This window comes from Mycobacterium sp. ENV421 (assembly GCF_002887815.1).
In the GTDB taxonomy this organism is placed as follows: domain Bacteria; phylum Actinomycetota; class Actinomycetes; order Mycobacteriales; family Mycobacteriaceae; genus Mycobacterium.
In genome coordinates this window covers 35,893-56,025 of the sequence record NZ_PDHO01000028.1, presented here as the reverse complement: position 1 = coordinate 56,025, position 20,133 = coordinate 35,893, and the positions used below count along the sequence as shown (strand labels likewise).

At 68.0% G+C, this 20,133-nt stretch carries 16 protein-coding genes and 1 pseudogene; 4 read left to right on the top strand and 13 right to left on the bottom strand.

Features of this window, described 5'->3' with window-relative positions:
* The first annotated feature begins 132 nt into the window (after positions 1-132).
* Entirely contained in the window at positions 133-1,920 is a 1,788-nt protein-coding gene (locus CRM90_RS24135; RefSeq protein ID WP_102809453.1) for an ABC-F family ATP-binding cassette domain-containing protein, read from the top strand.
* Between the two features lies 1 nt (position 1,921).
* On the opposite strand, the gene argH is transcribed toward CRM90_RS24135, so the two are convergent.
* From argH to pheS, 10 genes are all read right to left on the bottom strand, one after another.
* Positions 1,922-3,334 (bottom strand): argininosuccinate lyase, encoded by a 1,413-nt coding sequence (gene argH / locus CRM90_RS24130; RefSeq protein ID WP_102809452.1) that lies wholly within the window; start codon positions 3,332-3,334, stop codon positions 1,922-1,924.
* A complete protein-coding gene (locus CRM90_RS24125) occupies positions 3,331-4,539 on the bottom strand; it encodes an argininosuccinate synthase (protein ID WP_036344796.1) in 1,209 nt (402 codons plus the stop codon). Before CRM90_RS24125 ends, argH begins: the two co-directional genes overlap by 4 nt.
* Positions 4,540-4,563: 24 nt before the next feature.
* The gene (locus tag CRM90_RS24120; protein WP_081845212.1) at positions 4,564-5,067 is read right to left on the bottom strand and encodes an arginine repressor; all 504 of its coding nucleotides are present in this window, start codon (positions 5,065-5,067) and stop codon (positions 4,564-4,566) included.
* Complete coding sequence (gene argF / locus CRM90_RS24115; RefSeq protein WP_102809451.1) at positions 5,046-5,975, bottom strand: ornithine carbamoyltransferase; 930 nt, start codon at positions 5,973-5,975, stop codon at positions 5,046-5,048. Before argF ends, CRM90_RS24120 begins: the two co-directional genes overlap by 22 nt.
* On the bottom strand, positions 5,972-7,108 hold the full coding sequence (locus tag CRM90_RS24110; RefSeq protein ID WP_233209487.1) for an acetylornithine transaminase: 1,137 nt from the start codon (positions 7,106-7,108) through the stop codon (positions 5,972-5,974). Before CRM90_RS24110 ends, argF begins: the two co-directional genes overlap by 4 nt.
* Before the next feature lie 26 nt (positions 7,109-7,134).
* Positions 7,135-8,007 (bottom strand): acetylglutamate kinase, encoded by an 873-nt coding sequence (argB, locus tag CRM90_RS24105; RefSeq protein ID WP_102809449.1) that lies wholly within the window; start codon positions 8,005-8,007, stop codon positions 7,135-7,137.
* Positions 8,004-9,263, bottom strand: a complete 1,260-nt coding sequence (gene argJ, locus CRM90_RS24100; RefSeq protein ID WP_102809448.1) for a bifunctional glutamate N-acetyltransferase/amino-acid acetyltransferase ArgJ — start codon at positions 9,261-9,263, stop codon at positions 8,004-8,006. The genes argB and argJ overlap by 4 nt, the downstream gene beginning before the upstream one ends.
* Positions 9,260-10,294: an N-acetyl-gamma-glutamyl-phosphate reductase gene (gene argC / locus CRM90_RS24095; protein WP_199190028.1), complete on the bottom strand. Its 1,035-nt coding sequence runs from the start codon at positions 10,292-10,294 to the stop codon at positions 9,260-9,262. The genes argJ and argC overlap by 4 nt, the downstream gene beginning before the upstream one ends.
* Before the next feature lie 125 nt (positions 10,295-10,419).
* On the bottom strand, positions 10,420-12,915 hold the full coding sequence (gene pheT, locus CRM90_RS24090; RefSeq protein ID WP_102809446.1) for a phenylalanine--tRNA ligase subunit beta: 2,496 nt from the start codon (positions 12,913-12,915) through the stop codon (positions 10,420-10,422).
* On the bottom strand, positions 12,915-13,958 hold the full coding sequence (gene pheS / locus CRM90_RS24085; RefSeq protein ID WP_199190027.1) for a phenylalanine--tRNA ligase subunit alpha: 1,044 nt from the start codon (positions 13,956-13,958) through the stop codon (positions 12,915-12,917). Before pheS ends, pheT begins: the two co-directional genes overlap by 1 nt.
* A gap of 119 nt (positions 13,959-14,077) precedes the next feature.
* Here pheS and CRM90_RS24080 point away from each other — a divergent pair, with 119 nt between their 5' ends.
* On the top strand, positions 14,078-15,658 hold the full coding sequence (locus tag CRM90_RS24080; protein WP_102809444.1) for an FMN-binding glutamate synthase family protein: 1,581 nt from the start codon (positions 14,078-14,080) through the stop codon (positions 15,656-15,658).
* Here CRM90_RS24080 and CRM90_RS24075 read toward each other — a convergent pair whose 3' ends face one another.
* Both CRM90_RS24075 and CRM90_RS24070 read right to left on the bottom strand, forming a co-directional pair.
* Positions 15,659-16,450, bottom strand: coding sequence for a rhomboid-like protein (locus CRM90_RS24075; protein WP_102809467.1), 792 nt, complete (start codon positions 16,448-16,450; stop codon positions 15,659-15,661).
* Between the two features lie 9 nt (positions 16,451-16,459).
* The gene (locus tag CRM90_RS24070; RefSeq protein WP_102809466.1) at positions 16,460-17,302 is read right to left on the bottom strand and encodes an adenylate/guanylate cyclase domain-containing protein; all 843 of its coding nucleotides are present in this window, start codon (positions 17,300-17,302) and stop codon (positions 16,460-16,462) included.
* 191 nt (positions 17,303-17,493) lie between these two features.
* Between CRM90_RS24070 and CRM90_RS24065 the strand changes: the two genes are divergently transcribed.
* Both CRM90_RS24065 and CRM90_RS24060 read left to right on the top strand, forming a co-directional pair.
* Positions 17,494-18,516 carry an oxygenase MpaB family protein gene (locus CRM90_RS24065; RefSeq protein ID WP_102809443.1) on the top strand — a complete coding sequence of 341 codons (1,023 nt, stop codon included), beginning with the start codon at positions 17,494-17,496 and terminating at the stop codon, positions 18,514-18,516.
* Positions 18,517-18,528: 12 nt separating this feature from the next.
* Positions 18,529-19,773: an acyl-CoA dehydrogenase family protein gene (locus CRM90_RS24060; RefSeq protein ID WP_102809442.1), complete on the top strand. Its 1,245-nt coding sequence runs from the start codon at positions 18,529-18,531 to the stop codon at positions 19,771-19,773.
* A 37-nt stretch (positions 19,774-19,810) separates the two neighbouring features.
* On the opposite strand, the pseudogene CRM90_RS31065 reads toward CRM90_RS24060, so the two are convergent.
* A pseudogene (locus CRM90_RS31065) lies at positions 19,811-20,127 on the bottom strand (hypothetical protein); the annotation flags it as partial.
* Positions 20,128-20,133 lie beyond the last annotated feature (6 nt).

Sequence of the window (20,133 nt, the reverse complement as noted above, 5' to 3'; positions counted from 1 at the left end):
CGACAAGTTCAGATCCACGGGTGTTCCCCTGTCCCACGTCGCTGCTGCATGAGGCCCCGACAGCCAGCACATCATGGCATAACGCCGATCCGCGTCCCGTCGCTTTCAGTGCTCCCCAGTAGCCTCATGCCAGTGGCACACCTGCTCGGAGCTGAAGCCCTGCACCTGCAATTCCCGACCCAGGTGGTCTTCGACTCCGTGACCGTCGGAGTCAACGAAGGCGACCGCATCGGCATCGTGGGCCGCAACGGCGACGGCAAATCGAGCCTGCTGAGCATGCTGACCGGGCAACTGACACCGAATTCGGGGCGGGTGACCCGTCGCACCGGCGTCCACGTGGGCGCACTCGACCAATCCGACACCCTCGACGACGCCAGCACGGTCGGGCACGTCCTGGTGGGCGACCTGGCTGATCACGAGTGGGCCGGTGACCCCAAGGTCCGTGACGTCGTTGGTGGACTGGTCGCGGATATCGCGTGGGATGCGCTGGTGTCGACGCTGTCCGGCGGTCAGCGCCGCCGCGTTCAGCTGGCCCGGCTGTTGATGGGCGACTGGGATGTGATCGCACTCGACGAGCCCACCAACCACCTCGATGTCGAGGGCATCACCTGGCTGGCCGGGCACCTCAAGACGCGGTGGGCCCGCACCGGCGGCGGGCTGCTCGTCGTGACCCACGATCGGTGGTTCCTCGACGAGGTGGCCCTCACCACCTGGGAGGTTCACGATGGCATCGTCGAACCGTTCGACGGCGGCTACGCCGCCTACATTCTGCAGCGGGTCGAACGGGACCGGCAGGCCGCGACAGTGGAAGCCAAGCGCCAGAACCTGATGAAGAAGGAGCTGGCCTGGTTGCGGCGCGGTGCGCCCGCGCGGACGTCCAAACCGAAGTTCCGCATCGAAGCCGCCAACCAGCTGATCGAAGACGTGCCGCCACTGCGCAACCCGATCGAACTCGCCAAACTGGCGACCGCCCGGCTGGGTAAAGAAGTCGTCGACCTCCTCGACGTCGGCGTGACCTACGACGGACGACAGGTGCTGCGCGACATCGAGTGGCGGATCGCGCCCGGCGAGCGCACCGGGATCCTCGGCGCTAACGGTGCAGGCAAGTCGACGCTGCTGGGCCTGATCGCGGGCACGGTGACACCCGACAGCGGCAGGGTCAAGCGCGGCAAGACCGTCAAGCTCGCGATGCTCGACCAGCAGGCAGGCATTCTCGCCGGGTTCGAGGGCGATATGGTCCGCGAGGTTCTCGCCCAGCTGCAGACCGATTTCTCTGTCGACGGCAAGGACGTCACACCGGCTCAGCTGCTGGAACGGCTCGGCTTCCGCCGCGAACACCTGTCCGCGCGAGTCGGGGAACTGTCCGGCGGCCAACGACGTCGGCTCCAGCTGTTGCTCACGATTTTGTCGGAGCCGAACGTGCTGATCCTCGACGAGCCCACCAACGATGTCGACACCGATATGTTGGCGGCCACCGAGGATCTGCTGGACTCCTGGCCGGGCACCCTGATCGTCGTATCCCACGACCGCTACCTGCTCGAGCGCGTCACCGATCAGCAGTACGCGATCCTCGGCGGGCGGCTACGCCACCTTCCGGGCGGCGTGGACGAGTACCTGCGGCTGGCGAAGGCGCAACCCGCCGCCGCGACGCCTGGCTCCCCCACCCGATCCGGCTCTGCACCGTCGTCCGAAGCGCTGTCGGGCGCCGAATTACGCAGTGTGCAGAAAGAGATCACGTCGATCGAGCGGTCGTTGGCCAAACTCGACGGCCGCATCACCGCGATGCATGCCGAGCTGGCCGCGCACGATCAGTCCGACCACGTCGAAATCGGCCGTTTGACAACGGAATTGCGCGCACTAGAAAACGAAGTCGCCGCGGCCGAGGCGCGCTGGCTGGATCTTTCGGAACAACTCGAGTGATTCAGCGCCGCAGACGCAACCGCAGCTTCTCGACACTGTCCCGCACCACGCCCAGCTGAGCGGCCACCTGGGTCGGCGCGGTGCCGCCGCGGGCGTCGCGGGAGGACACCGACCCGTCGACGGTCAGCACACTGCGCACATCCGGGGTCAGCTCGCCGCTGATCTCGGCCAGTTCCGCATCGGTGAGCTCATCGAGGCCGACCCCGCGGCCCTCGGCGGTCCGCACCGCGGCACCTGCCGCTTCGTGGGCCACCCGGAACGGCACCCCGCGGCGCACCAGCCACTCGGCGACGTCGGTGGCAAGGGTGTAGCCGGCCGGCGCGAGTGCGGCCATCCGGTCGGTGTCGAATCGCAGGGTCGCGACCAGTCCGGCCATCGCGGGCAGCACGAGCTCGAGTTGAGCCACCGAGTCGAACACCGGCTCCTTGTCTTCCTGCAGGTCCCGGTTGTAGGCCAGCGGCTGAGCCTTCAGGGTCGCCAGCAGGCCGGTGAGGTTACCGATCAACCGGCCCGACTTGCCGCGGGCGAGTTCGGCGATGTCCGGGTTCTTCTTCTGCGGCATGATGGAGCTGCCCGTCGACCAGGCGTCGTGCAGCGTCGCATAGCCGAATTCGGTTGTGCTCCAGAGGATGATGTCCTCGGCCAGCCGGGACAGGTCGACTCCGATCATCGCCAGCACGAAGGCAGCCTCGGCGGCGAAGTCGCGAGAAGCAGTAGCGTCGATCGAATTGTCGGCTGCGGCAGCGAATCCCAGCTCCTCGGCGATGGCGTCCGGATCCAACCCCAGCGACGAGCCGGCGAGAGCGCCCGAACCATAGGGCGATACCGCGGTGCGGTCGTCGAAGTCGGCGATACGGTCGACGTCACGCAGCAGCGGGTGGGCGTGTGCCAGGAGGTGGTGGGCCAGCAGCACCGGTTGCGCGGCCTGCAGGTGGGTCTTGCCCGGCATGATCGCCGTCGGGTGAGCGGCGGCCTGCATCGACAATGCGGCGACCACTTCGAGGGCGCCGTCGGCGACGCGTCGCATCGCGTCCCGCAGCCACATCCGGAACAAGGTGGCCACCTGGTCATTTCGTGACCGTCCTGCCCGCAGCCGGCCACCGAGATCCGGACCGACCCGGTCGATGAGGCCGCGCTCCAGCGCCCCGTGCACGTCCTCGTCGGTGACCAACGGCGTGAAGCTGCCGTCGGCGACGTCCTGTCCCAGGCTGTCCAGGCCGGCGAGCAATCCGTCGCGCTGCTCGTCGGTCAGCAGGCCCGCGGTGTGCAGCACCTTGGCGTGCGCCTTGGAGGCGGCCACGTCGTAGGGCGCCAACACCCAGTCGAAATGGGTGGACTTGCTCAGCGCCGCCAGGGCGGGCGCCGGGCCGTCGGCGAAGCGGCCGCCCCACAGCGAGCCCTCGTTGGTGCTCACGTCTGATTGCCTGCCAAGTCCCGGCGGGCGGCGATCTTCGACGACAACCCGTGCACATGGACGAATCCCTTGGCCGACGACTGGTCGAAGGTGTCGCCCTCGTCGTAGGTGGCGAGGTTGAAGTCGTACAGCGACGTCGGGCTGCGCCGGCCGTTGACCGCGATGTGCCCGCCGTGCAACACCATCCGGATCTCGCCGGTCACATGCTGTTGGGTGTCGGCGACGAAAGCCTCCAGGGACCGCTTGAGCGGCGAGAACCACAGTCCGTCGTACACCAACTCGCTCCACTTGCGATCGGTGGTGCGCTTGAACCGCCCGAGTTCACGCTCCAGCGTGACGTGCTCGAGTTCGGTGTGGGCGGTGATCAGCACCATCGCGCCCGGGGCTTCGTAGATCTCCCGGCTCTTGATGCCGACCAGCCGGTCTTCGACGACGTCGAGGCGACCCACCCCCTGGGCACCGGCGCGGCGGTTGAGCTCCTCGATGGCCTGCAAAACGGAAACGCCGCGTCCATCGATGGAGACAGGCACCCCCTTCTCGAAGCCGACGATCACCTCGTCAGGGGTGCTCCAGTTCAGCGTCGGGTCTTCGGTGTAGTCGTACACGTCCTTGGTCGGCGCGTTCCAGAGATGTTCCAGGAAGCCGGTTTCCACCGCGCGCCCCCACACGTTCTGGTCAATGGAGAACGGCGAGCGCTTGGTGACGTTGATCGGGATGGCGTTCTCCTCGGCGAACGCGATCGCCTTCTCCCGGGTCCAGGCGTAGTCGCGGACCGGGGCCAGCACCTCGAGATCTGGTGCCAGCGAGGCGAATCCGACCTCGAAGCGAACCTGGTCGTTGCCCTTGCCGGTGCAGCCGTGCGCGACGATGCCACCACGATGTTCGCGGGCCGCGGTCACCAGATGCTTGACGATCAGCGGCCGGCTCAGCGCCGACACCAACGGGTAGCGATCCATGTACAGGGCGTTGGACTTGATAGCCGGCAGGCAGTACTGCTCGGCGAACTCGTCGCGGGCATCGACCACGACCGCTTCGACGGCACCGCAATCGAGGGCACGCTGGCGGACGACCTCCATGTCCTCGCCGCCCTGGCCGAGGTCGATGGCGACGGCCACCACCTCCTTGCCGGTCTCCTTGCCGATCCAGCTGATGGCCACCGAGGTGTCCAGGCCGCCGGAATACGCCAAGATGACGCGTTCGGACATGAAGTGCTCCTTTGCCTTTGGGTTCTAGTGAATGGTCTCGAACATGGTGGCCAGTTGCGCGCCGGTCATCGGCTCGCGGGCCACCACCAGGATGGTGTCATCGCCGGCGACGGTGCCGACGACGTCGGGCAGCGCCGCCCGGTCGATCGCACTGGCCAGGTAGTGCGCCGCACCGGGCGGGGTGCGCAGCACGGCCAGGTTGCCACTGGCGTCGGTGGACACCAGCAGATCGCCGAGCAGGCGGGACACCCGCTCGGTGCCGCCGGATATCCCCCGCACCGGGCTGCCGTCCTCGGGCACGACGTAGACGCCGCTGCCGCCGTCGGCACCGCGCAGCTTGACCGCGCCCAGTTCCTCGAGGTCACGCGACAACGTCGCCTGGGTGACGTCGATGCCCTCGTCGGCCAAGAGCGCGGCGAGCTCACTCTGGCTGTGGACCGACTGGGAGGACAGCAGCGCCACGATCCGGGCCTGCCGCCCGGCCCGTGTGGTGCTGACCTCGCTGGTCACCTGTTCTCCAGCAACCACACCAGCAGCGCCTTCTGAGCGTGCAGCCGGTTCTCGGCTTCGTCCCACACCGCACTGTGCGGGCCGTCGATCACCTCGTCGGTGATCTCGTGTCCACGGTGGGCCGGCAGGCAGTGCAGCACAACGGCATCGGAGTCGGCGTGGTCGAGAAGGCCGGCGTTGAGCTGGAAGGGCCGGAACGGCACCACCCGGTCGAGGCCGTCGTTCTCCTGCCCCATCGACGTCCAGGTGTCGGTGACCAGGACGTCGGCGCCTTTCGCGCCGGCGACCGCATCGGTGGTGAGTGTGACGGTGGCGCCGGTCTGCGCGCCACGGTGTTCGGCGGCGGCCACGAACATCGGGTGCGGCTCGAATCCGGCCGGCGCGGCGATTGTCACGTGGATGCCCGCGGTCACGCCGCCGAGCATCAGCGAGTGCGCCATGTTGTTGGCGCCGTCGCCGAAGTAGGTCATCCGTAGGCCGTTCAGCGAGCCCTTGCGCTCGGCCAGGGTCTGCAGATCCGCCAGCACCTGGCACGGGTGGAACTCGTCCGACAGCGCGTTGACCACGGGAACCGTTGCCGCGGAGGCCATTGCGTTCAGCCGCTGCTGCGCGAAGGTTCGCCAGACGATCGCGTCGACGTAGCGGGACAGCACCCGGCCGGTGTCCTCGAGGGTCTCTTCTCGACCCAACTGGGTGGCACGGCCGTCGACCACGACGGCGTGCCCGCCGAGTTGGGCGATGCCCACCTCGAACGAGAACCGGGTGCGGGTGGAGTTCTTGTCGAAGATCACCGCCACGCCGCGCGGGCCCTCCAGCGGGCGCCGGCTCATCGGCTCCTTCTTGAGAACGGCCGCCAGTTCCAGGATCTCGGCCTGCTCCTGCTGGTTCAGGTCGTCGTCACGCAGGAAATGTCTCAGGGTGCTCATCGGGCCGCCTCGTCCAGGATCGCGGGTAGTGCGTGCAGGAAACTGTCGATCTGCGCTTCGGTGATGATCAGCGGCGGGGCCAGTCGCACCACGTCGGGTGCGGCGGCGTTGACCAGGAAACCGGCGTCACGGGCGGCGGTTTCGACGATCTTGCCCTGCGGCGCGGTCAGCACCACACCGCGCAACAGACCCCGTCCCCGGACATGGTCGACCAGCGGGTGGCCCAGCGCCTCGATGCCGTGGCTCAGCGTCTTGCCGAGGACGTCGGCGCGGGTGACCAGGTCGTCGTGGTCAAGCACCGTGAGCACCGCCAGGGCGGCCGCGGTGCACACCGGGTTGCCACCGAAGGTGCTGCCATGTAGGCCGGGGGTCAACAGGTCGGCGGTCGGGCCGATGGCCAGGCAGGCCCCGATCGGCAGTCCGCCGCCGAGTCCCTTTGCCAGCGTGACGATGTCGGGTGTGATGCCGTCGTGCTGGTGAGCGAAGAACGCACCGGTGCGCCCGACACCGGTCTGCACCTCGTCGAGCACCAGCAGTGCGCCGTGGCGGCTGGTGATCTCGCGTGCGGCGACAAGATAGCCCTCGGGCGGCACCACCACGCCGCCTTCGCCCATGATGGGCTCCAGGAAGACCGCCGCGGTGTCATCGCCGACAGCTGCTGCGAGCGCATCGACATCGCCGTAGGGCACGTGAGTGACGAAGCCGGGCAGCGGTTCGAACGGCGCCTGCTTGGCGGGCTGGCCGGTCAACGCGAGCGAGCCCATCGTGCGGCCGTGGAAGGCGTTCTGGGCGGCAACGAGTTTCGTGCGGCCGGTCAGCCGGGTGATCTTGAAGGCGACCTCGTTGGCCTCGGTGCCGGAGTTGCAGAAGAACGCCCGCGCCGGCGCGCCGAGCTGGTCGACCAGCGCCTCGGCCAGCGCGATACCCGGCTCGGTCGCATACAGGTTCGAGGTGTGCCCCAGCGTGTTGAGCTGGGTGGTGACCGCGTCGATGATCGCCGGGTGGCGGTGGCCGAGGATGTTGACCGCGATACCGCCGAGCAGATCGAGGTAGCTCTTGCCGTTCTCGTCGGTGACGACGGCGCCGTCGCCGCTGGCCAATGCCAACGGCGGGGTGCCGTAGTTGTCCATCATGACGGACTTCCAACGCTCGGTCAGCGTCACGGGTTCATCACCTTCGTTCCGGTGCCTTCATCGGTGAAAAGTTCGACCAGCACGCAGTGTTCGACCCGTCCGTCGATCACGTGCGCGCTGGGCACCCCACCCTCGACGGCCCGCAGGCAGGCCTCGATCTTCGGGATCATCCCGGTCTCCAAGTTGGGCAGCATCTCGGCAAGGGTGACGGTGTCGATCTGGCTGACCAGCGAATCCCGGTCGGGCCAGCGGGTGTAGAGGCCTTCGACGTCGGTGAGCATCAGCAACTTCTCGGCGCCAAGGGCTTTGGCCACCGCAGCTGCGGCGGTGTCGGCGTTGATGTTGTGCACCACACCGTCGGCGTCGGGCGCGATGGTCGAGATCACCGGAATGCGCCCGGCCGCAATGAGATCCAGGACGGCGGCGGAGTTGACGTGATCGATGTCGCCCACCAGGCCGATGTCGGTGAGAACACCGTCGACGGTGACGCCGCGTCGTACCGCGGTGAGCAAATGTGCGTCCTCCCCGGTGATGCCGACCGCATACGGGCCGTGGGCGTTGATGAGGTTCACCAGCTCGCGGCCGACCTGACCGAACAGCACCATCCGGGCGATGTCGAGCACCTCGGGGGTGGTGACCCGGAACCCGCCTTTGAATTCTCCTTCGATGCCCAGCCTTTTGAGCATGGCGCTGATCTGCGGACCGCCGCCGTGCACCACGACCGGGTGAATACCGGCGTTGCGCAGGAACACCATGTCATCGGCGAATGCGGCCTTGAGCCGGGCGTCGGTCATGGCGTTGCCGCCGTATTTGATGACGACGATCTTGTCGTTCAGCTGCTTGAGCCACGGCAGCGCCTCGGCGAGGACCGCCGCCTTGGTGTTCACGGTCGCGGTCATGAGCTGTAAGCCGAGTTCTCCTCGACGTACGCGTGGGACAGGTCGGTGGTGCGGATGGTCGCGCGCCCGCCGCCGAGCTTGAGATCGACCGTCACCTCGATGTCCGGGCCCGACAGGTCCACATCGCGGGCCCCCTGGGCGCCGGCCCCGTCGATGCACACCGGGAAACCGTTGAAGGACACGGTGATCCGCTCGGCGTCGATCTTGAACGGCACCATTCCGACGGCGGCGAGCACCCGTCCCCAGTTCGGGTCGGAGCCGAACAGCGCCGTCTTGACCAGGCTGTCGCGCGCGATGATCCGGCCTGCGGTCACCGCGTCGTCGTCACTGGGTGCCCCGGTGACGGTGATCGCGACGCGCTTGGTGACGCCTTCGGCATCGGCCTGCAGCTGCGCGCAGAGGTCGTCGCACACCCGCAGCACGGCCGCATCCAGATCGTCCTGGCTGGGCGCGATCTCACTGGCGCCGGAGGCCAGCAGCAGCACCGTGTCATTGGTCGAGCAGCTGCCGTCGACGTCGAGGCGGTCGAAGGTCTTGGCGGTGGCCCTGCGCAATGCGGTGTCCAGCGCGGCGGAGTCGGCCACCGCATCAGTGGTCAGCACCACCAGCATCGTCGCCAGCGACGGGGCCAGCATGCCCGCACCCTTGGCCATCCCGCCGACGGTCCAGTTCTCCCCCGTTTCCGGGGCGTGATGCAGGGCAACCTGTTTCGGCACAGTATCGGTGGTCATGATGGCCCGCGCAGCCTCATCACCGCCGGTCAGCCCACCGCCGAGTTCGTGGACGATCTCCGTGACGCCGGCCAGCACCTTGGCAAGAGGCAGCCGATCGCCGATCAGGCCCGTCGAACAGACTGCGACCTCGACCGGGCCGGTCTCGGTGCCCCACTGCGACAGCGCCGCGGCGACCGCCTCGGCGGTGGCGTGGGTGTCCTGAAAGCCTCCCGCACCGGTACAGGCGTTGGCGCCACCGGAGTTCAACAACACCGCGCGCAGCCGGCCGGTGGTCAGGACCTGCTGGCTCCACAACACCGGGGCCGCCTTGACCTGATTGCGGGTGAACACCCCGGCGGCCGCATAGTCGGGACCTTCGTTCAACACCAGCGCCAGGTCGAGCGCGCCGGATTTCTTGATACCGGCCGCGATTCCGGTTGCGCGGAACCCCGCAGGCGCGGTAACCCCCTGGGTACGAACCAGTTTGGCCTGATCCGCGGTGCCCGTTCCCAGGTCGCTCCGCTCCTGCCCTCCGATTGTCATGGCGCCACTCCCACGATCGACAGTCCTTCGGTCTCGCCCCAGCCGAGCGCCAGGTTCATCGACTGCACCGCCGCACCGGCGGTGCCCTTCACCAAGTTGTCGATGGCGCACACCGCGACCAGCACGCCTGCGTCGGCGTCGACGGCGACCGCCAGCTGGGCGGCATTGCTGCCGATGACGGCACCGGTGCGGGGCAATTGGCCTTCGGGCAGCAGGTGGATGAACGGTTCGGCGTCATAGGCCTTTTCGTACGCCGTGCGGATCTCGGACACCGACGCCTGGGTGCGGGCGGTGCAGGTGGCCAGAATGCCGCGGGACGTCGGGATCAACACCGGAGTGAACGAGACCGTGACGTCGCGATCGGTGACCGCCCGCAGGCCCTGCGCGATCTCCGGGGTGTGCCGGTGCGCACCGGCGATGTTGTACGCGCGCGCCGACCCGATGACCTCCGAGCCCAGCAGGTCGACCTTGGCGGCGCGGCCCGCGCCGGAAGTGCCGCTGACCGCCACCACCGTGACCGCAGGCTCGACCAGGTCGGCGGCGACCGCGGGCAGCAATGCGAGCAGCGCTGCGGTCGGATAGCAGCCGGGTACAGCGATTCGGGTGGCGTCCCGCAGCCGGTCCCGCCCGCCGGGCAGTTCGGGCAGCCCGTAGGGCCAGCTGCCCGCATGCTCCGTACCGTAGAACCGCTGCCAGTCGCCGGCGTCGGTGAGCCGGAAATCGGCGCCGCAGTCGATGATCACGGTGTCAAAGCCGAGCTGCTCGGCCAGCGCCGCCGAGTGGCCGTGCGGAAGGGCCAGGAACACCACGTCGTGACCCGCCAGGATCTCGGTCTCGGTGGGCTCGACTACCCGGCCGGCCAGCGGCAGCAGGTGCGGGTGATGTTCGGACAGCTGAGTGCCCGCACTGGCGGCGGCGGTCAGCGCGCCGATGGTCAGACGGCCGTCGGCATACGCCGGGTGTCCGAGCAACAAGCGCAGGATCTCACCGCCGGCGTAGCCACTAGCACCGGCAATCGCCACCGAAGTCATCCCGTAATTTTGCATGGTTATGCAACCGTATGCAAATTCATTCTGAACCCCTTGTCGAGATCGACGAAATGCTGCGATCTCCTCGCACAACGTCGGCCAAACGTCGGTTTGGGCGCGGCGAGGGATCAGCCCCGCAGCTCGGCGCCGACCCGCTCGGTAGCCGCGGCCACCGCCGCATCGCGGGCCGCGCTGGCCTCGTCCTCGGTCAGCGTCCGGTCCGGTGCCCGGAAGCGCAGCGCCAGCGTCAGCGACTTTCGGTCCGCGCCGATCTGCGGCCCGGTGTAGACGTCGAACAGCGCAACATCCTCCAGCAGCTCACCGGCGCCGTCACGGACGGCGTCGATCACCGCCGCAGCGGGGACATCACCGGCGACGACGAGGCTGACGTCCTGGAACACCGCCGGGAACGGCGACACCCGCGGGGCGGGCAGCGTCGCGACGATCGGCACGGCATCCAGGTCCAGTTCGAATGCGCAGGTGCCCTTCGGCAACCCGGAGCGCTCGATGACCGACGGATGCAGCTGCCCGGCATGGCCGACCACCTGCCCGTCGACGAGAACCTCAGCGCAGCGGCCGGGATGCCACGGCAGGTACTGCGCTGCGCGCAGCGTCACGTCGACACCGCAGGCGCGGGCGATGGTCCGCACCGCCTCGAAAGCGTCGGCGGCCTCCACCGCACGCCCGGGACCCCAGGGTCCGCGGGGCTCGCGCAGCCCCGTCAGCACCGCACCGACGTGCACCGGCTGACTGGGCAGCGAGGCGTCCAGTGCCGCGATCTCCTCGTCGCTCGGCCTGCGGTGCGTCGGGATCAACTCGACACCCGTGGTCTGGTCGGTGGGGTACACCACCTGCGCGATGGAGAACAGCGCGACGTCGCCGAAGCCTCGGGACACGTTGCGGGACAGCGCTTCCAGCAGAGCCGGCAGTAGCGTGGTGGCAAGGCTGGGCCGGTCGGCCTCCAGCGGATTGAGCACCGTGGTGGTGACCCGGCGCGGGTCGCGGTCCGGCAGGCCCCAGGCGTCGAAGACGCCGGCGGCCAGGAACGGAGTGGGCAGCACCTCGACAAAGCCGGACAGGCCCAGCGCCCTGCCGACCGCCCGTCGCCGCTTCTGCGCCGCGGTCAGGCCGCGGCCGGCGGGTGCGGTGGGCAACACCGACGGGATCTTGTCCAGGCCTTCCAGCCGCAGCACCTCTTCGACCAGGTCGGCGGGCTGCGCCAGATCCGGGCGCCAGCTGGGCGGCGTGACGACGAGGATGGCCGGGTCGGCCTCGTCCTCGGTCACCTCGGCGCCGATCTGGGTCAACCGCCTGACCGTGGTGCCACCGTCGTATTCCACCCCGGCGAGCTGATCGGGCAGATCGAAGCGGATCCGCACCGGTGGCGGGGACCAGTTGTCGCGTGGCGGGTCCCCGCGCCAGTCGGTGAGCGTGGGTTCGATGGTGCCACCGGCGATCGAGGCGAGCAGTCGCGCGCAGCGATCGACCGCGGCAACGGAGATGGCAGGGTCGACGGAGCGTTCGTAGCGCCGGCCCGCCTCGCTGACCAGGTGCAGACGGCGGATGGTTCGCGATACCGCGGCCGGATCCCAGACCGCCGCTTCCAGCAGGATGTCGGTGGAGTCGTCGTCGATCTCGGTGGTGCCCGCGCCCATCACCCCGCCGATGGCGGCCGTCGCGACATCGTCGACGATCAGCACGTCGGCCGGGTCGAGTTTGCGCTCGATGTCGTCGAGCGTGACGACGGTCTCCCCCGGCTTGGCGAACCGGACCACGAATGCGCCGTTGATGCGGCTGCGGTCGTGGGCGTGCATCGGGTGGCCGAGCTCGAGCATCACGTAGTTGGTGACGTCGACGGCAGGTGAGATGGGCCGGATACCGCAGAGCATCAGTCTCCGGCGTAACCACCACGGCGACAATGCATTCGGATTGATTCCGGTGACCGGCCGCAACGCGAAACGGCTGACACCGGTCTCCGGTTCGACGGTGACCGGCAGCGCCACACCCTCAGCGGGCAGCGGCGGGATATCGGCCGGGTCGTTGTAGTCCAGGTCGTAGGCACAGGCGATTTCGCGGGCGATGCCGCGCACCGACATGCCGTATCCGCGGTCCGGCGTCACCGCCAGGTCGAAGATCACGTCGTCGAGTCCGAGCACGGCGATACCGTCCGCGCCGGGTTCGGCGGTGTCCGGCGGCAGCACGAGAATGCCGGAATGATCGGAACCCAAACCCAATTCGGCCGTCGAGCAGATCATGCCGTCGGAGAGCCGGCCATAGGTCTTGCGGCTGGCGATATGGAAGTCACCCGGAAGCGTGGTACCCGGGAGCGCGACGACGACGAGATCCCCGACGGCGAAGTTCGTTGCACCGCAGACGATATCGCGGTCCTCGGCTTCGCCCACATCGACCTTGCAGGCCCGGATGGGCTTCTTGAACTCGGTGAGCTCTTCGATCGCGGTGACCCGCCCGACGGTCAGCGGACCGCTCACCGGGCCGAGGGCGATGATGTCCTCGACCTCGTGGCCGACGCGGATGAGGGCGTGTTCGAGGTCGTGCGGTTCGACATCCCAGTCGGGTGCGCCGCGCTGCACGACTTCACGCAGCCAGCTGTAGGGAAGACGCATCAGATACCGACCCCGAACGGCAACGAGAACCGCACGTCGCCTTCGACCATGTCGCGCATGTCGGGGATGCCGTTGCGGAACTGCAGCGTGCGTTCGAGGCCCATCCCGAATGCGAAGCCCGAGTAGACCTCCGGATCAATACCCGCGGCGCGCAACACGTTCGGATTGACCATGCCGCAACCACCCCACTCGACCCAGCCGGGGCCGCCCTTCTTGTTCGGGAACCAGATGTCCACCTCGGCCGAGGGCTCGGTGAACGGGAAGAAGTGCGGCCGCATCCGGGTGCGGGCGCCCTCGCCGAATTCGGAACGGGCGAACGCGTCCAGCGTGCCCCGCAGGTGGGCCATCGTCAGCCCGCGATCGACGGCGAGCCCCTCGACCTGATGGAAGACCGGGGTGTGGGTGGAGTCCAGTTCGTCGGTGCGGAACGTCCGCCCGATCGACACGATGTAGACCGGCAGCTCACGGTCGAGCAGCGTGCGCACCTGGACCGGCGAGGTGTGGGTGCGCAGCAACTGGCGCGACCCCTCCGGAGCGATGTGGAAAGTGTCGGACTCGCTGCGGGCCGGATGGTCGGGCGGAAAGTTCAACGCGTCGAAGTTGAATTGCTCGGTCTCGACCTCGGGGCCTTCGGCCAGCTCCCAGCCCATCGCGACGAAGGTGTCGGCGACGTGCTCGGCCAGGATGGTGATCGGGTGCCGCGCCCCGACGGGCTGCCGCGCCGAGGGCAGCGTGACGTCGATGGCCTCGGCAACCAGGACCGCCGCGTCGCGTTCGGCGCGCAGCACTGCCAGGCGCTCGTCGTAGCTCCGCTGGGCATCGCCGCGGGCGACGTTCACCAGCTTGCCCGCCTCGGCGCGGTCGGCCTTCGGCAGAGTCGCCAGCGCCTGACGGGCCAATGCGAGCGGAGCGCGGTCGCCCAGGTGATCGGTCTTGGCGCGGGCCAGCGCGTCCAGGTCAGCCGCCTCTTCGAAGGCGTGCCGGGCCGCGCTGACGGCCTCGGTCAGCGATTCCTGCGACAAGTCGACGGGTTGGGAACCCACGCGGCAAGACACTCCTTTTTCGCAGCTGGGCTTATTTCCGCCACGGATGTGACGCAAGTGCCGATCATAGGTGATGCCAGAATGACGCCCCGCAGGCATTTCACCCTCAAGGGAGCCCGATGCTCAGAGCCCTCGCCGTCACGTCCCTGTGGGTGGTGGCACTGGCCGCCGCGGGGCTCGCACTGGCATTCAGCCCCTGGTGGTGGCTGATCGCCGCGCCGATGGGGGCGATCGCGGCATTGGGCACCTGGGACCTGCTGCAGACCCGGCACACCCTCCTGCGGTCTTACCCGGTGCTCGCGCACGCCCGCTGGCTCGCCGAGGCGCTGCGCCCCGAGATCAGGCAGTACTTCATCGAGTCGAACACCGAGGCCAGTCCGTTCGATCGAGAGACCCGTGACATGGTCTACGAACGGGCGAAGGGCACCAAGAGCGATGAGCCGTTCGGCACCGAACGGGACGTCAACGCACTGGGTTACGAATTCCTCCGCCACTCCCTGCGGGCCCACATCGCGTCCGAACTGCCACCCCGGGTGCGGCTGGGCGGTCCGGACTGCGCGCAGCCCTACGACATCGCGCTGCTGAACGTCTCGGCGATGAGCTTCGGTGCGCTGTCGGGAAATGCGATCGAGGCTCTCAACGGCGGCGCCGCCCGCGGCGGATTCGCCCACGACACCGGCGAGGGCGGCATCAGCCCCTATCACCTCAAGCACGGCGGCGATCTGATCTGGGAGATCGGCTCCGGCTATTTCGGTTGCCGCGACGCCGGCGGCCACTTCGACGCCGGACTGTTCGAGGAGAAGGCATCCTTGCCGACGGTGAAAGCGATCTCGATCAAGCTGTCCCAGGGCGCCAAGCCCGGCCTCGGCGGGGTGCTGCCCGGCGCCAAGGTGAGTGCGGAGATCGCCGCCACCCGTGGTGTGCCGATCGGGCAGACGGTGGTGTCCCCGCCCGCACACACCGCATTCAGCACACCGCTGGAGATGCTGCATTTCATCGCGACGCTGCGAAGCCTGTCCGGCGGTAAGCCGGTCGGGTTCAAACTGTGCATCGGCGCGCGCACCGAATTCCTGTCGATCTGCAAGGCGATGCTGCACACCGGGATCACGCCGGACTTCATCATCGTCGACGGCTCTGAGGGCGGAACCGGTGCGGCGCCACAGGAATTCGAGGATCACGTCGGCATGCCACTGACGGAGGGACTGATGCTGGTGCACAACTGCCTGGTCGGGACCGGGTTGCGCCGCCACATCAGGGTCGGGGCCTCGGGCAAGGTCGCCAGCGGGGTCGACATCGTCAGCCGCATCTGCCAGGGTGCGGATTTCACGATGTCCGCCCGAGCGATGATGTTCGCGATCGGGTGCATTCAGGCGATGAAGTGCAACACCAACAGATGCCCGACCGGTGTCACCACCCAGGACAAGGCCAGGGCCCGGGCGCTCTATGTTCCCGACAAGACCGAGCGGGTGGTCAACTTCCAACGCGCGACGGTGGCCAGCGCCGCCCAGATCGTCGCCTCCATGGGACTCAACGGATTCGACGAGCTGGAGCCCTCGATGCTCAACCGCCGCATCGAGGGTCAGCGCACCCGCACCTACGCTGAGATATACGACTGGTTGATGCCCGGGGAGCTGCTCGAGGATCCACCGGAGTCGTGGCGATCGGACTGGATCGAGGCCTGCGCCGAGGAATTCCGCTAACTAGGCGGGCTGCGGCGAGGGCGCGACGATCAACGCCCGGCGCACCGCGCGCCGACGCGAAACGTGCGCCGCGGTCAATGCGCCCAGCACGCCCAGCGTCGATGTCGTGAGGATCGACAACCCGGTGTTGGCCATGATCAGGTAGCCGAACGCCGCCGCCACAGCGAGCAGCGCATAGCGCGCGGTGGTCCACTGCGCGGGATGGCCGAATCGGGTGCCGACCACCATGCCGAGAACCAGTGCCACGCCGTGGCCGACGTTGGTGAAGTCACCGAAAGTTCCGACGGCCGAACCGACCGCGACCGCCAGCCACCATCCGGTCCAGGCCGCGCGCCACTGGCGCGGGATCGCCGCGGTCAACGCGCCGAGGACACCGACGGCCCCGTAGCTCATGCCGACGTCAGTGGCGTTGACGATCGACCACGATGCCAACCCGGCGGCCAGCGCGCCTGCCAGGCCCGCTGCTACCAGCAGCGTCGCACCGACATGGCCGACGACGAACGCCACCACCATCCGGCGGCTGTGCCACAACAGCTCGGCCAGGCCGAGGATCGCGAACAAGCCGGGCAGCCAGACGTAGATGGGTCCGGTCTCGGTGACGAACGCGCTGCCGATCAGCGTGCCGAGACGGCCGTGCGCGAGATTGTGCAGGTTGGTGCTCGCATGCCAGATGACCTGTTCACGGAAGTGCGGCCCGAGCGCCAGCAGCATGGCCGCCACCGCCACGAGCGCGGCGGTGTAACCAAGGGTGACTCGGAGGCGGACCAGCCTCCTCAGCAGTGAAACGACCATCTCCATCCACTATGCCTGGGCTTCGAGATCGTCTCCATCGTCCTCGACTGGCAGATCCCTGCGGGTTTTGAGCCGGTACATCGCCAGATCGGTCGGCACTCCGGTGGCGCGCGGGGCGAACACCTGACGCCTGATCCGCTTGACCGTGACGCCCAGCGCGTCGAGTTCGTCGGGGCTGATGCTTTCCAGCGTCTCCCCCGATACGACCAATCCGCCCCGGGTCGCGCGGTCCATCACCCGGGCGGCGATGTTGACGTCGACGCCGAGCCAGTCCGAGCCGATGCGCTGCGGCCTGCCGGTGTGGATCCCGGCGCGCATACGCGGCGTATAGCCGTCCACCTCGACTGTTCGGACCGCCTCGCGGGCCGCCATGGTGGCGCGCACGGCGGTCGCGGGGTCGGCGAAGACGGCCATGATGCCGTCGCCCATCCGCTTGACGATGTGGCCGCCGGCGTCGAGCAGCGGCGGTTCGACGACCTGAGCGACGCGGCGCAGCAGCCGCAAGGTGGCGTCGTCACCGGCCTGCAGCGACCAACTGGAGAAGCCCACCAGGTCGGTGAAGACCAGCGTGACCTCAGGGTTGGCGGGGCGCCCGGACACGCGTTCGGTGAGCGCCTGCCAGATCTGCAGTGTGGCCAAGCTCACCTCGCGGGTGGCTGCCTCACGGTCACGCAACAGCCGGTCGGCGGCCCGCGCGGCGGCACGAGCCCCGCCATCGCCCGCCGCGGACAGCGGGTCGCCGAAGTCGGGATCGCCGGGCAGCATCCGCCGGGCACGACGAACGAGGGCGATGACACCGGGGTTGTGATTGGTGTTGTGCCACCACGCCGCGGGCCCACGCCCGGGCCGCACAAGTTGGTTGACGTCAACGAGGGAATCGGGTTGATCGTCGAACGGCTCGACGTCCACAAGATCAAGCCTAGGCAACGCTTTTCGGGCGGCCAACCAGGTGTGACGCGGTCGACGTCTCGCTATGCCAAACGACTGGTCACAGCTTCATCGCCGTCGTAGACAACACTCGTTGTCAGTTCTATCGTTAGGCGATGAGGTCAACGTCGACCGGAAATAGCGCCGAGCCGCTCGGGCCGGACTCCCTGACGTGGAAGTACTTCGGCGATCTGCGCACCGGGATGCTCGGGGTGTGGATCGGCTCGCTACAGAACATGTACCCGCAGCTGGGCGCCGGAGTGGAAGAACACTCGATCCTGCACCGCGAGCCGCTTCAGCGGGTCGCCCGGTCGGTGTATCCGATCATGGGCGTGGTGTATGACGGGGACCGAGCCCGTCTGACCGGCGAGCAGATCAAGGGGTTCCACCGCGGTATCAAGGGCGTCGACGCCGCGGGCCGGCGCTATCACGCGCTGGACCCCGAAACGTTCTACTGGGCGCACGCCACCTTCTTCATGTTGATCCTGAAGGTGGCCGAATACTTCTGCGGCGGCCTGACCGAGGCCGAAAAGCGCCAGCTGTTCGACGAACACGTGCAGTGGTACGCGATGTACGGCATGAGCATGAAGCCGGTTCCGGAAACCTGGGAGGACTTCTGCGAGTACTGGGACCGGGTGTGCCGCGACGAATTGGAGATCAACCGGGCGACGCTCGACATCTTCGATATCCGCATCCCGAAGCCGAAGTTCGTCTTGATGCCGACTCCGGTGTGGGATCAGTTGTTCAAGCCGATGGTGGCCGGCCAGCGGTGGATCGCCGCCGGATTGTTCGACCCGGTGGTCCGCGAGAAGGCCGGAATGCGCTGGACGCCCGGCGACGAGGTGGTGCTGCGGTTACTCGGCAAGGCGGTCGAGGTCGCGTTCTGGGCGGTGCCCGACGAGATCCGGCTGCACCCCCGCGCGCTGTCGGCCTACCGGCGCGCCTCGGGACACATTCCCGCGGACGCGCCGCTGGTCGAAGCGCCCGGTTTCATGGCACCCCCTAAAGATCGCCGGGGGCTGTCCATGCACTATGTCCCTCGGACCAAGAGCCTCGTCGCGCGTGCGGGGTCGCTGGTTCACACGACGTTCTCACTCGCCGGTTTGCGGCCCGCCCGAGGACGTTCCGCCGCCGCCTGAACCGGAGAACCCATGATCGAATGGTCCGACGTCGATATCGCTGTGCGCGACGCCGTCCGTGAGTTCGTCGACAAAGAGGTGCGCCCGCACCTCGACGAGCTGGAGAGCGGCGATATGGAGCCGTACCCCATCATCCGCAAACTGTTCGCCACCTTCGGTATTGCCGAGATGGCGCGCGAGTCGCTGGACAAGCGCCTGGACCGGCTGCGGGCCGGCTCCGAGTCGAAGTCCGGCGGCGGCGGTGGCATGTTCGGCGACGGTGGCTCGGCCGGAATGGGTTTCGTCCTGATCAGTGAGCTGTGCCGGGTCAGCATGGGCCTGGTCACCGGGATGGGTGTCAGCCTGGGACTCACGGTCCCGACGATCCAGAGCCGCGGAACGCTGGCCCAGCAGGAGCGCTGGCTGCCGGAGCTGGTGACCTACGACAAGATCGGTGCATGGGCGATCACCGAGCCGGATTCGGGTTCGGATGCGTTCGGCGGCATGAGATCTAATGTTGTGCGTGCCGCCGATGGGTCAGGCGATTACATCCTCAACGGACAGAAGACGTTCATCACCAACGGACCCGACGCCGACGTCGTCGTGGTGTACGCCAAGCTGGACGAGGGCGACGGCGCCGACAAGCGGGATCGCAAGGTGCTGACCTTCGTGTTGGACCGCGGAATGGAAGGCTTTGTTCAGGCGAAGCCGTTCCGCAAGATGGGGATCCACAGCTCGCGCACCGGTGAGCTGTTCTTCAACAACGTGCGGCTCGGTCGCGACCGGCTGCTGGGCGAGACCGAGGAGAACAAGTCCGGCGACGGCCGTGACAGTGCCCGATCGAGTTTCGCCGCGGAGCGGATCGGTGTGGTGTCGATGGCGCTCGGGGTGATCGAGGAATGCCTGCGGTTGTGCACCGATTACGCCAAGACACGCACGTTGTGGGGCAAGGAGATCGGTCAATTCCAGTTGATCCAGCTCAAGCTGGCCAACATGGAGGTGGCGCGAATGAACGTGCGCAACATGTTGTTCCGGGTGATCGAATGCGGGCAGACCGGCACGCCGATCTCGCTGTCCGAGGCGTCGGCGATGAAGTACTACTGCTCGCAGGCTGCCACGGATGTGGCGATGGAAGCGATCCAGCTGTTCGGCGGTAACGGGTACATGACCGAATACCGGGTGGAACAGCTTGCCCGCGACGCGAAGTCGCTGATGATCTATGCCGGCAGCAACGAGGTGCAGATCACCCACGTGGCCAAGGGACTGCTCGGGGCCTGAGCTCCCACGGGGCAGCTCTGGCATGAGCATCAGGGTTGGTGCCCGCCTCCGAGCGACAGGTGTCGGGCTTGCGACCGCAGCGCCGCGACCCGCTGATGTATGCGGTGCTCCGTCCCGCGCGGGATCCCCCACTTGGCCGCATATCGTCCGCGGCCGAGGGGACGGACTCGGTCGTGGACCCTTTCCCATCGCAGCGCGTCCGAGATCGCCTTGGACGGCCTGCCGGCGACGGCAAAGCCCCAGTCGTCGAGCGCCACGACCAAGTCGGCAACAGTCCGTGGGACCGTTGAGCTGCAGATATCGGGTCAGCACGTAGCGAAGATTTGTCCCTCGCAGCAGTAGCGAGTCGGCCATGCCGCC

What these genes read in the sequence shown, in the direction of transcription:
- CRM90_RS24125 (WP_036344796.1), bottom strand. Translation starts at nt 4,539, where the DNA reads ATGTCCGAACGCGTCATCTTGGCGTATTCCGGCGGCCTGGACACCTCG.
- argF (WP_102809451.1), bottom strand. Translation starts at nt 5,975, where the DNA reads ATGAGCACCCTGAGACATTTCCTGCGTGACGACGACCTGAACCAGCAG.
- CRM90_RS24110 (WP_233209487.1), bottom strand. Translation starts at nt 7,108, where the DNA reads ATGATGGACAACTACGGCACCCCGCCGTTGGCATTGGCCAGCGGCGAC.
- argB (WP_102809449.1), bottom strand. Translation starts at nt 8,007, where the DNA reads ATGACCGCGACCGTGAACACCAAGGCGGCGGTCCTCGCCGAGGCGCTG.
- argJ (WP_102809448.1), bottom strand. Translation starts at nt 9,263, where the DNA reads ATGACAATCGGAGGGCAGGAGCGGAGCGACCTGGGAACGGGCACCGCG.
- argC (WP_199190028.1), bottom strand. Translation starts at nt 10,294, where the DNA reads ATGACTTCGGTGGCGATTGCCGGTGCTAGTGGCTACGCCGGCGGTGAG.
- pheT (WP_102809446.1), bottom strand. Translation starts at nt 12,915, where the DNA reads ATGCGTCTTCCCTACAGCTGGCTGCGTGAAGTCGTGCAGCGCGGCGCA.
- CRM90_RS24080 (WP_102809444.1), top strand. Translation starts at nt 14,078, where the DNA reads ATGCTCAGAGCCCTCGCCGTCACGTCCCTGTGGGTGGTGGCACTGGCC.
- CRM90_RS24075 (WP_102809467.1), bottom strand. Translation starts at nt 16,450, where the DNA reads ATGGTCGTTTCACTGCTGAGGAGGCTGGTCCGCCTCCGAGTCACCCTT.
- CRM90_RS24065 (WP_102809443.1), top strand. Translation starts at nt 17,494, where the DNA reads ATGAGGTCAACGTCGACCGGAAATAGCGCCGAGCCGCTCGGGCCGGAC.
- CRM90_RS24060 (WP_102809442.1), top strand. Translation starts at nt 18,529, where the DNA reads ATGATCGAATGGTCCGACGTCGATATCGCTGTGCGCGACGCCGTCCGT.